Origin of the sequence: uncultured Methanobrevibacter sp. (assembly GCF_902788255.1) — an archaeon.
In the GTDB taxonomy this organism is placed as follows: Archaea; Methanobacteriota; Methanobacteria; order Methanobacteriales; family Methanobacteriaceae; genus Methanocatella.
In genome coordinates this window covers 34,393-47,191 of sequence record NZ_CADAJR010000005.1, presented here as the reverse complement: position 1 = coordinate 47,191, position 12,799 = coordinate 34,393, and the positions used below count along the sequence as shown (strand labels likewise).

Here is a 12,799-nt window from a genome sequence, read left to right as displayed (position 1 = left end):
TCACACTATTTTAACTCAACAATGTCATTTTCAATTTTGACCCTGTTGTTTGCAATCATCAAATCTAAAACACTGTTTATTCTTGAAGCTGTCTTTTTGGATGTTGATCTGAAACCGAAGTTGCGTGAAGTTTCCTTGGCAATCTGCTTTGTGGTAATGTTCTGGTTGTAGGTCAGCACAAGCTCGATACTTTTTGCTATCTCCTCATCTGAAATCAAATCTATGTTAGGCTTGTCCCTTCTTCTGATTAAAACATCATTGTTTGACGCATCATATAAAAAGTCACCTATCTTGATTATATCTCCCTTGTTTTCTGCATTTGTAACGGCAGCATTGACTGTTCTTTTCAGATTAGCCCCTGCACGTTTGATATTGCAGCTGTCCTTAATTCTTTTTGTGACTTCACTTACATGTATCGGACCTTCAATATCAACAATCATTTTAACGGAATCTGATACGGTATCCAATGGCTTGTTGTACAAGTCATCAGAGGATGCAAGTCCAATATCGGTTGACTGTACATAATTTACAATATTGTCTTCAAGTTTCTTTTTACCAGGCAACTTATGGTTATCGTATGCCCTTAACTGGTTATCCTGCCTGTGCCTTTCCTTTTCGATTTGCTTATAATCATCATTTGCAGATTGGATTATGTCTTCAAGGGCCTGGTCTTTCAGCTCCTCTTTTACAAATTGCTGATGAACAGGCACAATTACCTCTTCCTCATTTTCCACTTCTTTTTGAAGAGAACCGCTTTCCATTTCCCTTTTGATTCTCATTTCCTCTTTTTCTGCAAATGTCAATTCCTCTTCCCTTTGGATGATTTTATCGGAATCGTCATCGCTCGGCATGTTCAAGTAATCGGCAGGATCATACTCCTCAGTTCTGTCAACAACTGAAACATAATCGATATGAGTAGGATTTTCAATTTCCTTAAGGGACTTGTTGATATATCTCATATCCTTTTTAATTCCTCTTATGGAATCTTTCACTGACCTTGGCTTTTCATCATCATAGTAGAAATTGTTTTTCCTGAGCTTGCTTGTCACATCATTTGAACCTTCATAGTAAGTTACGCCGTCACTGGTAGATTCAGCATTGTCTTCATTATCAGTTTTAACAGTACCTTGATTATCTTCAATATCGGCTTCATTATCTTGAATGTTTTGAGTTTGAATGTTCATATTTGAATCGTTAGTTTGAATATCTTCAATAGGTTCATCATCCTCCAAATCAAATACTTTCCTGTCAGCATCGAATTCTATATTGTCAAAGGTCTCATCGAGATAATCCTTTTTGGCCTCATCAACGATGTCTGAAACATCCTCGTTATCATTTTCCAAATCTGGCAGATTATCATTGAATATATTCCATTCCTCATTAGAATCTTCTTTTTCCCAATCAGGTAGGTAATCATCGGAAACATTCGAATTATCATCATTAACTATTTCAGCTTCAACCACCAAATCATCCTTAGGAGCGGGCTTGTGCAGAGGTTCTTCCTCCTCATCCATAATTTCGCCCCTGACTGTTTTAATCTCTTCAGGCTTTAATCTGGTTTCGCCTGCAACAACATCAGAAATAATGGATCTAACGAAACTGTTCCTTCTATGTTTATTTTGGACGATTTCATCTGAAATTTCCGCATCATCATCATTATTAGTGTCTTCAGAAGCATCTTCTTTGGAATCTGCATCATCATTGTCTGCAGTCTCATCATTGCCGTGGTCAACATAAATATAATCCTCATCAGGACCCAAATCAACAAATTCATCCTCAACAGGTTTTTCATCAGAGCATGACTCTTTGTCTACAGTCTCATCATTGCTGTGGTCAACATAAATATAATCCTCATCAGGACCCAAATCAACAAATTCATCCTCAACAGGTTTTTTAACCTCTTCTTGAGCGGGTTCATTAACTATTTCATCATCAGATGAGTAATTATCATCAACATCTTCATAAACAGGTTCTTTTACAACCTCTTTTTTAGGAGAAGGCTTATTCCTAACAGGTTCTTTTACAACCTCTTTCTCAAATGATTCCTCAACAGATGATTTGTCATCAATATCCTCATAAACAGGCTCTTCAACAGCCTCTTCATCGAATGAGGAATCCTCATCAAATTCCTCAACAATAGGATCATCTATTTTTTTATTAAATGTGACTTTTGAAGGTTCATCTTCAACTTCATCTTCAATTACTTCATCATTGCTGTGATCAACATAAATATAACCGTCATCGGAACCCAAATCAACAGTGTCATCTTCAGGTTCAATGTCATTTAACTTCTCTTCAAACTCATCTTTCAAATCTGAATTTTCACCTAAATCCTTAGTGAATTTCAGACCGCCCAACAGGGAAGAACCTCCCTCTTCATCAGAGTGCTTGTGAGTAAAGATTGATTTGATTTTATCTTTTACAGATTGGTGCTGCTCTTCATCAGCATAATCATTTTCATCTTCCCAGACTTCCGCATTATCCTCTGGAGATACACCTTCATCAGATTCCCATACTTCAGCATCTTCATCTTTTAAAGAATCTTTTTCTTGTGCTTCCCATACTTCAGCATCATCTGGACTTTCAACTTCACTGACCTCTTCTTGAGTATCAGCAATATTATCATGAGTTTCAGCTTCATCTGGCACTTCAGGAGTCTCAACTGTTTCCTTTTCAACTTCAAGACCGGCAGGCTTATCTGACACATCGTGAGGTTCAGCATCATTTACAACATTAGATTGTTCTTTTGAATTAATTTCTTCAATGATTTCATCGGATCTGTCATCTTCAACAAACTCTGAAGGAGCTTCCTCAGCAGAATAATCCTTGCTTTCCTTAGGAATCTCAACCTCAACAAATTCAGATTTGCCCTCATTCATTGCCGGTTCGGGAGTTTTTTCCTCTTCAGCATTGACTTCCTTGAAGAATTCATCAGGGTCAAGTTCACTGACATCAATAGGTTTTTCTAAAACATCCCCATCATCAACCTTTTCAACTTCAACAAAGTCTGCAGGACCTATATCTTCAGGATTCATTTCCTCTTGAGCTTCAGCTTCTTCTTTTGCCTTTCTTTCAGCTTCTTCTTTTTCACGAGCTATGCGCAATTCTTCAGCTTTCTTTTCGGCTTCCAGTCTTCTCTTTTCAGCCAGCCTTTTTTCCTCTTCTGACCTGCGCCTTTCCTCTTCACGGGTTTCACGGATTGAATTTTCAACAAAATCGAGCAATTTCTTACGGCCCAAATCACGGTTTCTGTACCAGTCGGTTGACCATAAGTGATATAATTTCCATCCAAGTCCTGTCAATACCTGTTCACGTAACCTGTCCCTGTCACGTGCAACCTTACTGGATGCATACATTTTTCCATCAGTTGTGATTCCCAAAATATACTTTCCAGGATTTTCATCATCAACAATAGCCAAGTCCACCCTGAATCCTGCACAACCGATTTGTCTGTCAACAGTATAACCATTTTCCTCCAAAAAGCTTGCAATGGCATCTTCAAACGGCTCTTTTGGAGTTTCATCAGCACTATGAGTTCCAAGGGTCAAGTTTTCCGCATATTCTAAAAACTCTCTTAAGGATTTGACCCCATAAGGAGGGTTCGCTGTTAGATTCATATCATAAGCTTTAAAGTTTGAGAATACTACACATTTTTCCCTTGCACGAGTAATCAGTACGTTTAGCCTTCTTTCCCCACCGTCCTGGTTTAATGGTCCGAAGTTAAGTGACATCTTACCGTCCTGGTCATAACCGTAACCCACACTGATTAGGATAACATCCCTTTCATCCCCCTGTATTGTTTCAAGGTTTTTAACGAAGAAACGTTCTTCCTTATTTTCAGAGAATAAAGGTTCATATTCAGGATGTTCCTTACGTTTTACTTCCAGCTCTTCGAGAATGGCGTTTTTCTGTGCAACGGAAAATGTTCCAACACCAAGACTCTTGGTGTCACCATATTTTTCAAAGTGATTGAATATCTCTTCCACAACATCCTTTGCCTCTAGAGGGTTTTTGGATGATGCTCCTCTGAGGTATTGAGTATTAGGATTGTAGCGGAATTTCAATCCGAGTTCCGGATCTGAATGTGAAGGTGAAGGATAAACCAGCAAGTCATCGTCATAGAATTCACGGTTTGAAACTGTAATCAATGATTCATGGCGTGAACGGTAGTGCCATTTAAGCATTTTAACCGGAAATGATAGCTTACACAAATGCAGAATACTTTCCATATCCAGAGAGGTCGCCTCTTCCTCATCACTGTCCGCATCCGACATCTGGTCGAAAAATGATGTTGGAGGCAATTGTTGTGTATCTCCCATAACCACTGCGGTTTTACCCCTCATGAATGCACCGAGTGCATCTTCCGGTTTTACCTGACTTGCTTCGTCAAAAATAACCACATCAAATTGCAATTCCTCATTTGTCGGATCAAGGTATTGTGCAATTGACAGTGGAGACATCATAAAACAAGGTTTGATTTGTTTTATCATACCTCCGGCTTTTTCCAGGAGTTTTCTAACTGGCATGTGTCCGCTTTTTCTTGTAAATTCACCGGCAAGGATTTTAGCCTGAGGATTTTCAGTACCTCCGAATATCTTTGGAATGTTGCTGTTAAGCTTGTGGTAAATCCTTTTACGGTTCAGGGTTAAAATCTTCTTGTCCAAATCCTTGAATTCACGTATACGGTTTTCATGAAGTTCACCAACGAATGTTGCCAGTTCCTGGTTTTCAACAAATAATATATTTAATAATGAATCAGCGAAGTTTCCTTCAACCAATGCCTCAATGTCATATTTTTTGATGTTTCTTTTCTCAATTGAGTCAACAAACATCTTTGCATTGGAGCTTTGTAATGCATTTTTGGTATTAAGGTATTGTGACCATAAATGAAGACTTGATAGCTGTCCTCTCCAATTATACAACTGTTCCTTCCATGCTTCAAATGGCACATCACCAGTTTCCCTTTTAAAAATCAACTTGCTTCTTGGATTTAACTTATCCTTTAATCTTGAAAGAACCCTTACGAATTGCTCACCTGAATCAATATAATCAGCCAAATCCCTTTCAGGCTTAATGTCAAATAAATCCTTGCTCATCAAATCAATTGTATTTTGTGAGAATGTTCCTTCACGCACAAGTGCAGTGAATTCATTCATCCAACGGGCAATGGCTTTTAAATCATTAGGATTTGCATTCAAATGCCAGTAACCTCCATAGTATTTCTGACCTAAAGCATTGTTGGCCTCCAGGGTTTTTCTGATGTTGATTACAACTTTCGCTTCCTGCAGGTCCCTTATGATTTCGTCAATGCTGTTTGGAACTGGAACTGCATAAAATCTCTCAACAAGTTCAATATGCTGTTTATTGTTAAAGAAACGGAACTTTTTGGTTGACAGATGCTGCAATTCATATATCAGTCTGTCTATATCAGCCTGAAATATGCTCTGATTGAATTTGGTCAGCGCAACGGCATACCTCTGGTATTTTTCAAGCTCCTGAATCAGTCTGAATGCATCATCATTGTTTCCTTCCCATGCCCCTGATTTGAGTATGCTTCCATCAATCAGCTCGGCATTCTGTGATTTGATGATTTCAAATGCAGACAATGAATTCTGGAATTCATTGAGTGTATCGGGCTTCTTGATTCCATAGATGTCATATACCCTTCCACGTTCGACAAGGAAATTGTCCAATGCAAGCAGTGTATCATTGATGAGCATCTCAATTTCCCTTAAATCAGCAGGCAACAGACTTTTCGGCGCACATTTGCTCCAAGGGTTTTCCTTTGAAATGGTCTGATAGAGCTCCGCCAGATTCTCAAGGGCTATCTTCATGTCGTCAAGATCTTTTAGAGTTACACTTTCCGGATTTTCAAACCTTACCAAAGGCATTATGGTACCTTTACGTGCAAAATGATCATCAGCTGATTCCTTCATTCCATACAATTGGAATGCTGACAGGTTTACTGCAAATACAGGTTTGTGAATGATTTGAGAATAGTCATCCAACTGCCTTCTCAATGTTTCGAGTTTACGGATTGTCTGGTCAATGTTTAAAGGCTCCTGTGCCCTGACATTTGTTGCCTTTTGCAAATCCTTTAGAAACTTTTTACGTCTTGTCTTATGTGAATGTAGTTCAAGAACGAACTTACCCAGACCTACACCGGTCAGTCTGTCCTTTACAACATCCAGTGCGGCCATCTTTTCTGATACGAATAAAACTGATTTGCCTTCAGCCAGCAATTCCGCAATAAGGTTTACGATTGTCTGTGATTTACCTGTTCCAGGCGGTCCTTCAACAACCAGGTTACGGCCAGCCTTTACGTCTTGTATTGCCGCAATCTGTGATGAATCTGCATCCAGAACCTGATACATGTTCTGATATTCCAACCTGGCATCGATATCCTCTTCCCTGAATGCCTCCTGGTCGTTTTTGGCAGGATTGAAAATTGCCTGAATCAATTCATTTTTGGTCAGATCCACATTTTCTTCCCATGCCTCAGGGTTCAGGTCATTATACATGACGAATTTGGTAAAACTGAAAAATCCCAATGCCACATTATCATTGACTGTCCATCCATCCATACGGGACACTGCCATTTTGACACTGGCAAGATAATGATCAATGACTTCACCATACTTCTTGAATTCGAAATCAGGAAGTTCAATACCTCCCTCAAGAAGCTTTGCCTTAAGTGAAATGTTGGTTTGAATATCCTCTCCGGTCCATTCAAGGTTGAATGATTCACCAACCTTTTTCCTTTCCATGGAAACCGGAATCAATACCAACGGAGCCTTATTTTTCTGTTTCGGCTTGGACTTGTCCTTCCATTCCAAAAATCCAATGGCCAGGTATAAGATGTTGTAACCCTGCTCCTGCAGCATTGTCTTTGCTTGGTTGTTAATGTAATATAATCTTTTTTGAAGCTCCTTTGGGGTCAAATCGGTAGCTAACTTCTTGTCTCCTTCTGAAAACTTGGAAAAGTCAAATGGAATATGATCCCATACTGATGACTTGTCCTCCTTTTTATCCTTTTTGTTGGCCACGAAATACATCTTGTTTTCCTGAAGAACCAATGTCTGAAAAAGGTTAATAGGAGATTGATTTACTATTGTGATGGTTTTAGCTCTTGATTTAAAGTTAAGAAGTTGATTTCTTAATGTTAAATCCAATAGCTCCTTACGTAGATTCTTAAATTCCCTTTCGATTATATTTGATGATTTGTTTAACATGATGACCCTTTGTAGTGTTTAAAAAAAATTCAAAATGCATATATAATTATAATCATATTAATTAATAAAGTTTTCTAAAAGTCAATAAAAGCGGTATTTTTCAGTGAAATTTTAGAACTGACTTAAAAAATAGTTAGTTTTGGATAGTGATTGAAAAATCAAAACTGAAAGAATAATCGTTAAAAAATATTATGAAAATCAATATTTAACCATTATTTATAGTGTTGTTTCCAAATAGGAGATTGGCAAATTTTTGAATGAAATGAAAATAACATCAGAAATGTCCAAAATTTTTTAACTTTTCTGCGGCAATTTTTGAAGCGAAATCCCCTGATTTTTTAACTGAATTTTCAAGCAGCCGTTTAGAGATATAAGCCGCCATATACGTGTCCCCACAACCTGTGGTGTCTACTACATTGTCACATGGCACCGCATCAATTCTAGTTTCACTCGCACCCACAATTCTGGATCCCTGACTTCCATTGGTTATGACCATTTCATCCACATGAACATCCTCACCGATGAGGTTTGCTTCGCTCTCATCTAAAAAAATTGCATCAACATACGATAAAATGTTAGGCAATATGTCAAAGTTATCTAATTTAATAGCATAATTTTCATTTACTTGCCTGTCAGGAAGTCTCAGAAAACCCTGGATTGACAGGAATATGGGAACGTCAAAACCTTTCAGATATTCAAGTGTCTCAAGTGGAAAATCATGTCTGTTTAATGGATTTATCACAAATCCATCGATTTTATCAGGCAATATTCCTTCCAAATCAGATGGTAAAATAGGAATATCTGCAAAATTGCTCAACTGCTGCCTAACATCCAAATTATCCTTAAATGGATATTTATTTATGAAAAAATGAGTATCATCCTTTTTGATTACTCGGACCTTACTTAAATCCGGAAAATCATCCACCAAAGTCTCATCCGAACAGTTCACTATTGCCAGGTAATCATTGTAGAACTTATCAAAGACAAAACTCTGATAATAAGTCGCACCACCTACCTTTTGAGATTTTTCATCTCCAATAACAATCAAATCTTTTGTTACAGGTCCAATTACAACAAGAGTCATGATAATCAACAATTAATTAGTCAAATTCTATAGTTATGTCAACAATATGATATTTGGATGAAATGCTATAAATCTCTTCTTTGATTTTTGCCTGCATATCCCACCTTTCGATTGCAACTTTAAGTGTTGCAACTGAATCAATGCCGTCAAGTGACCATACATGAAAATCATCGATATGGTCAACACCATCGATGGCGACAACAGAGTCTTTAAACTCATCAACATCAAAATTGTCAGGGGTCTTTTGAAGGAGAACCTGAATGGACTTGATCAGGTTGCGTCCAAGATTGAATATAAGCCAGAACGCAATACCTATTGAAACCAGGGCATCGAGATATGGAATGTCTCCCCACAATATCAAAATTATGCTTAAAACAAGAATGGTAAGCCATTCGAAGATATCTCCAAGCTGATGGAAAAATATCGCCTTTTCATTGAATGTTTCCCCTTTGTGTAGCCTGTAAACAGAAAGGGATTTGAATATCAATCCGACAATTGCCACCACAAGCATTCCACCCGCATCGACACCTTCAGGCGCAAAGAGTCTCGGGATTGCCTCTGACAGTATCACGAACGCCATGAATATTACAAAAACAGATATTATCACAGCACCAAGTATTGAAAACCTCTGATAGCCATAGGAATACTTGTCTGAGGAGTCCTTCTGTGAAACCTTCTCCAGTATCCATGCAATTGCAATTGAAATGGTGTCTGCGGCATCATGGATGAAATCGGCAAGTATGGCCATACTGTTTGTTGCAAGCGCCCCCACTATAACAATTATGTTGAATGCGAGGTTCATAAAAAATACAAATGCCAAATTTTCACCAGCTTTCTTATGATGGTGGTGTGTGTCTATTCTCATATTGTTATATTTAAACAAAAGACTATAAAAAAGTTATTTAATCAATTACTACCTAAATTAAAGTTAGATTTATATAATTAAAAAAATAATAATATAATAGTGATATAAAATGGCAATAGTTGGAACTACAATATTTTCTCATATTCTTCCAGTCATATTCGGATTTTTCTCATTTGTGTTGATTATTTCCGGATCCCTAGAAGATAATACTCCGAAATTATGTCTCGGAATAGCATTATTTGTTATAGCATGTGCATTCCCATATGCAGTTTTAAGTGTTCTAGTCTAGGAGTTTCACTTCTCCTGAATGAAGACTAGTTCCTATCAATACTTTTTTTATACCGATTGATTCCAATTCACTTAATGAATCCTTATTCAACCCACCAGCAATGATTAACTTATCCTTAAGCTCTTCAAATTCATTAAGCAGATACTCATTGTAGCCCTTTTCGGTACCTACACCCGTAATGTCTAAAAGAATGATTTCATTCGGGTCCAGCCTAATCAGAACTTCCTTAAATTCGGACAAGGTCATGTCGAAGTTTTTTGAAAGCAATTCGTTGTTTTTGGTATCAACACTTACTACAATCCTTTCCTTTGGATACTTTTCAAAGATCTTTTCCATTTCCTCAATGCTTTCAAGGGTCTCTGTTGGAATGATTATCTTGTATGCATAGTCCAGGAAAAACTCGAATGACTCGCAGTTTTTGACTCCACCATCAAACATGACGGGAATGACTGTGTTTACCATTTTTATGTCATTGATGTTGTGGCCGTTGGATTCTATCAAGTCAAGGTCTGCTATATACATCTCATCGGCACCGTTCAGCCTCAGTCCCTGTGCAATTTCAACGGGATTTGCAGATGATGCAAAAACTGTGTTTAACGGTTGGTAAGTGTCCCTCATTCCAGATTTTCCACTTACTGCCTGGTGTTGTTTTAAATCTATGACAGGAATTTTTTTAATCATAATATAAAATTAGAAAAAACTAGTATTAAAAACTTAAGGAGGTGAGAGGAACTAACGTGTTTTTCAGCCCCTCTCGAGTATATAAAAATAATGATCAATTTATATGGTTATAACTGTCGTGTTATGAACCTCTATAATTAAGTTATTTTGCATAGTATATAAAGGTTACTATATTTTAGAAAAATTAAAGTAAACTTGAATGAATAGAATTTAATATAATAATAAAATAATAAACTTAGTATAATTAAAATATACCAAATATTGACAAATAAATAAACATTTTTCAAAAATGTAAAACTACAATTTTTAGGCAAGTATAAATTTGTTAAAATTAATAAAACTTGTTTGATAAAGTTAAATTGAAAAAAATAAGAAAAGATGAAGTTTGAAGTAATTGAAGAGGGAATATGAAAGATAGTATTACGTGTTTGTCCTAATTTGCTAAGCTATTGAGATTACTTCAAACCCATAATTAAAGGTTGCACTTACTAATATAAATACTTTTTTAATAAAAAGTATTACTTTAATTAATATAAAATATATAATTAGTATTACTAAAAAAGTTAAAAAAAATAATTAAACCCTGAAATTATCATCAATGTATGAATCAAACTTCACATAGGCTTCATCAATAGCCTGGGCAACTTGATCTTGAGTAATCTCTGACAATTCATCAAAAAGAACCCCAACATCAACATCAACATCTAACTGTTTGTTCTCATAGTTTAAAAGAATGTCTAAATCCAAATCTTCAATTTCCTTGGACGGAAGAGCTTTAGAAATTTCGCCCTCAAGAATTTCACCGAAAGCATCAGAAATGGTTGCCAGGTCATCCTGAGATAATATTTTAAGTTTTGACATGAAAATCTAAAAAAAGAAAAGAAAAGTATTAAGCCTATTGGCCCATACCATTCATAGCAGCTTGGATAGTAGCTTGCATTTCTTCGAGTTTTTTCATAACTCTTTCTTCTTGACGAGCCATGGTTTGTTTTCTTAACTGAAGAGTTTCTAATTTGTCTTCCATTTCATCTAAAGCTTCTTTGTAATCAACTTTGATGAGCAGGGTACCAGCTTGTTTGAATACATCAGTATTTTCATCGGTTTTTTTGAGTTCTTCTAAAGCTTTTTCAGTTTCTTGAACCTGCACTTCAACGTTTTGAATCTGCATGGTTACAGCTTGAGCTTGTTGTTGTAATTGTTGAAACTGATTTAATTGTTCTTGAATATTTTCAGGAATCTCCATATTATCACCTAATATAATTATTATATAAACGTTAGTTTGTTAAGTTATTTATTTCCAATGCTAGTTTAATCCACTTGATTGCAGAGTTTACAGAAGCCCTGAATGAAGTAGAGTCTTCCGCATCAATATTGATAGTTATATCAGATCCATCCAAATCGATTGTCATGGATGATCTAAAATCGGGAGCAGTCTCAAATTCCAAAAGAATAGATTCATAAATGATTTTAGCCTGGCTGTCAGATTCAAATTCAACAACAATATTACTTTTGACACGTTCTAGAGGACTTTCATCAATCATTTGTAACCTCTAAAATCTTTTTGACATTAATCTGGAAGTTAAGTTTCTCTCCAAATTTGTTTATGAAATGAATTCTAGCCGGTGAATCGTCACTTTCGGAAATCAAGATATAATTATCTTCAGCATTATCCACTAAATCCAAGTCCAAAATATCGCTTAAAACATTAAGACTTTCAACTTCAGACACTATTTTCAATTGGGATGGAGCAATGTTAGTCTTTTCATTATCCAAAGTTACTCCAATAAGAATTGTTAACAATAATTCTCCTTTATTAGAATAGAAAGAAATCCTGCTTGGATTTCCCTTAATCTCATTAACAACAGCTAAGTTGTATTCATCAACTTCCAAAGCCTTCAACAAAAGCTCACGCATATTCATCTTACCCCTGTTGACAGAGGTTGAATCAGTTACACGAGCCAGATTCTTACAGAACTTTCTAGTTTTCTGGGAAGGTTTTCTAGAAGTTGAAATTAACATTTAAATCAAAAATAGTAAAAAATTTAGTAAAAGCAAAAGAAATTATCTTGCTTTTATAATTCTAGTAGTTTCTGGAACATTTTTAAATAAAATCCTATATCTGCACTTAGGACATTTATTTTCCATGTAGCTTTTATGGTCTACTTCTGCTCCACAACGTGGACACCTGTACAAGGCCTATTCCTCCACTCTAATATCTCTAATACTACGTGCTGCAGATTTTGCCATTGGAGTTTCAGGAACGTATGCTCCTCCAGTGAATACTGCACCACATTTTCTGCATTTCCAAATTCCAGCAGCTTGTCTTTTTACGTATGGTCTATCACATTTAGGACAAACATGATTTTTTTTCATGTTTTCTTCAATGATTTTAACAGATCTTTTAGCTTTTCTTCCGTATCTTGCACCGAACCTTCCTGTAATACCCACTTTTTTAGTTCTTGCCATTTTTTATTCTCTCCGTAATAATTAAAATTTAAAATAAATTGATTATCTAAAATAATCATAAAATTATCTAATAATATAATATAAGATTAACTAATATTTAAAGGTTTGCTTAAAATAAGCATTTTAAGTAAAAAATTACTTTTTGATGAGAAAATATTTACCTATAAATCATTTTGTCAATT

General features: G+C 36.0%; 11 protein-coding genes. 1 reads left to right on the top strand and 10 read right to left on the bottom strand.

Going from position 1 to position 12,799, the window contains the following annotated elements:
* Positions 1-5 precede the first annotated feature (5 nt).
* The 3 genes from QZV03_RS02095 to QZV03_RS02085 all read right to left on the bottom strand — a co-directional run bounded on the left by QZV03_RS02095 (position 6) and on the right by QZV03_RS02085 (position 9,181).
* The gene (locus QZV03_RS02095) at positions 6-7,232 is read right to left on the bottom strand and encodes a DUF3320 domain-containing protein (protein ID WP_296874055.1); all 7,227 of its coding nucleotides are present in this window, start codon (positions 7,230-7,232) and stop codon (positions 6-8) included.
* Positions 7,233-7,506: 274 nt separating this feature from the next.
* Positions 7,507-8,316: a PfkB family carbohydrate kinase gene (locus tag QZV03_RS02090; RefSeq protein WP_296874054.1), complete on the bottom strand. Its 810-nt coding sequence runs from the start codon at positions 8,314-8,316 to the stop codon at positions 7,507-7,509.
* A 16-nt stretch (positions 8,317-8,332) separates the two neighbouring features.
* Positions 8,333-9,181 (bottom strand): cation diffusion facilitator family transporter, encoded by an 849-nt coding sequence (locus QZV03_RS02085; RefSeq protein WP_296874053.1) that lies wholly within the window; start codon positions 9,179-9,181, stop codon positions 8,333-8,335.
* A 109-nt stretch (positions 9,182-9,290) separates the two neighbouring features.
* On the opposite strand from QZV03_RS02085, the gene QZV03_RS02080 reads away from it, so the two are divergent.
* Positions 9,291-9,470, top strand: a complete 180-nt coding sequence (locus QZV03_RS02080) for a hypothetical protein (protein WP_296874052.1) — start codon at positions 9,291-9,293, stop codon at positions 9,468-9,470.
* Here the strand turns inward: QZV03_RS02080 and QZV03_RS02075 are convergent.
* The 7 genes from QZV03_RS02075 to rpl37A all read right to left on the bottom strand — a co-directional run bounded on the left by QZV03_RS02075 (position 9,462) and on the right by rpl37A (position 12,617).
* Complete coding sequence (locus QZV03_RS02075; protein WP_296874051.1) at positions 9,462-10,151, bottom strand: HisA/HisF family protein; 690 nt, start codon at positions 10,149-10,151, stop codon at positions 9,462-9,464. The two genes, QZV03_RS02080 and QZV03_RS02075, sit on opposite strands and share 9 nt — an antisense overlap.
* A 576-nt stretch (positions 10,152-10,727) precedes the next feature.
* A complete protein-coding gene (locus tag QZV03_RS02070) occupies positions 10,728-11,012 on the bottom strand; it encodes a DUF3194 domain-containing protein (protein WP_296874050.1) in 285 nt (94 codons plus the stop codon).
* 34 nt (positions 11,013-11,046) lie between these two features.
* On the bottom strand, positions 11,047-11,394 hold the full coding sequence (locus tag QZV03_RS02065) for a prefoldin subunit beta (protein WP_296874049.1): 348 nt from the start codon (positions 11,392-11,394) through the stop codon (positions 11,047-11,049).
* 31 nt (positions 11,395-11,425) lie between these two features.
* Positions 11,426-11,692, bottom strand: a complete 267-nt coding sequence (locus QZV03_RS02060) for a KEOPS complex subunit Pcc1 (protein WP_296874048.1) — start codon at positions 11,690-11,692, stop codon at positions 11,426-11,428.
* Positions 11,685-12,170, bottom strand: a complete 486-nt coding sequence (locus tag QZV03_RS02055; protein WP_296874047.1) for a Brix domain-containing protein — start codon at positions 12,168-12,170, stop codon at positions 11,685-11,687. Before QZV03_RS02055 ends, QZV03_RS02060 begins: the two co-directional genes overlap by 8 nt.
* Before the next feature lie 42 nt (positions 12,171-12,212).
* Positions 12,213-12,344: a DNA-directed RNA polymerase subunit P gene (locus tag QZV03_RS02050; RefSeq protein ID WP_082706360.1), complete on the bottom strand. Its 132-nt coding sequence runs from the start codon at positions 12,342-12,344 to the stop codon at positions 12,213-12,215.
* Positions 12,345-12,347: 3 nt separating this feature from the next.
* A complete protein-coding gene (rpl37A, locus tag QZV03_RS02045) occupies positions 12,348-12,617 on the bottom strand; it encodes a 50S ribosomal protein L37Ae (protein WP_292608966.1) in 270 nt (89 codons plus the stop codon).
* Positions 12,618-12,799: the final 182 nt, after the last annotated feature.

Coding starts and splice junctions, on each gene's coding strand:
- QZV03_RS02095 (WP_296874055.1), bottom strand. CDS start 7,232: ATGTTAAACAAATCATCAAATATAATCGAAAGGGAATTTAAGAATCTA.
- QZV03_RS02065 (WP_296874049.1), bottom strand. CDS start 11,394: ATGGAGATTCCTGAAAATATTCAAGAACAATTAAATCAGTTTCAACAA.
- QZV03_RS02085 (WP_296874053.1), bottom strand. CDS start 9,181: ATGAGAATAGACACACACCACCATCATAAGAAAGCTGGTGAAAATTTG.
- QZV03_RS02070 (WP_296874050.1), bottom strand. CDS start 11,012: ATGTCAAAACTTAAAATATTATCTCAGGATGACCTGGCAACCATTTCT.
- rpl37A (WP_292608966.1), bottom strand. CDS start 12,617: ATGGCAAGAACTAAAAAAGTGGGTATTACAGGAAGGTTCGGTGCAAGA.
- QZV03_RS02080 (WP_296874052.1), top strand. CDS start 9,291: ATGGCAATAGTTGGAACTACAATATTTTCTCATATTCTTCCAGTCATA.
- QZV03_RS02055 (WP_296874047.1), bottom strand. CDS start 12,170: ATGTTAATTTCAACTTCTAGAAAACCTTCCCAGAAAACTAGAAAGTTC.
- QZV03_RS02090 (WP_296874054.1), bottom strand. CDS start 8,316: ATGACTCTTGTTGTAATTGGACCTGTAACAAAAGATTTGATTGTTATT.
- QZV03_RS02060 (WP_296874048.1), bottom strand. CDS start 11,692: ATGATTGATGAAAGTCCTCTAGAACGTGTCAAAAGTAATATTGTTGTT.
- QZV03_RS02075 (WP_296874051.1), bottom strand. CDS start 10,151: ATGATTAAAAAAATTCCTGTCATAGATTTAAAACAACACCAGGCAGTA.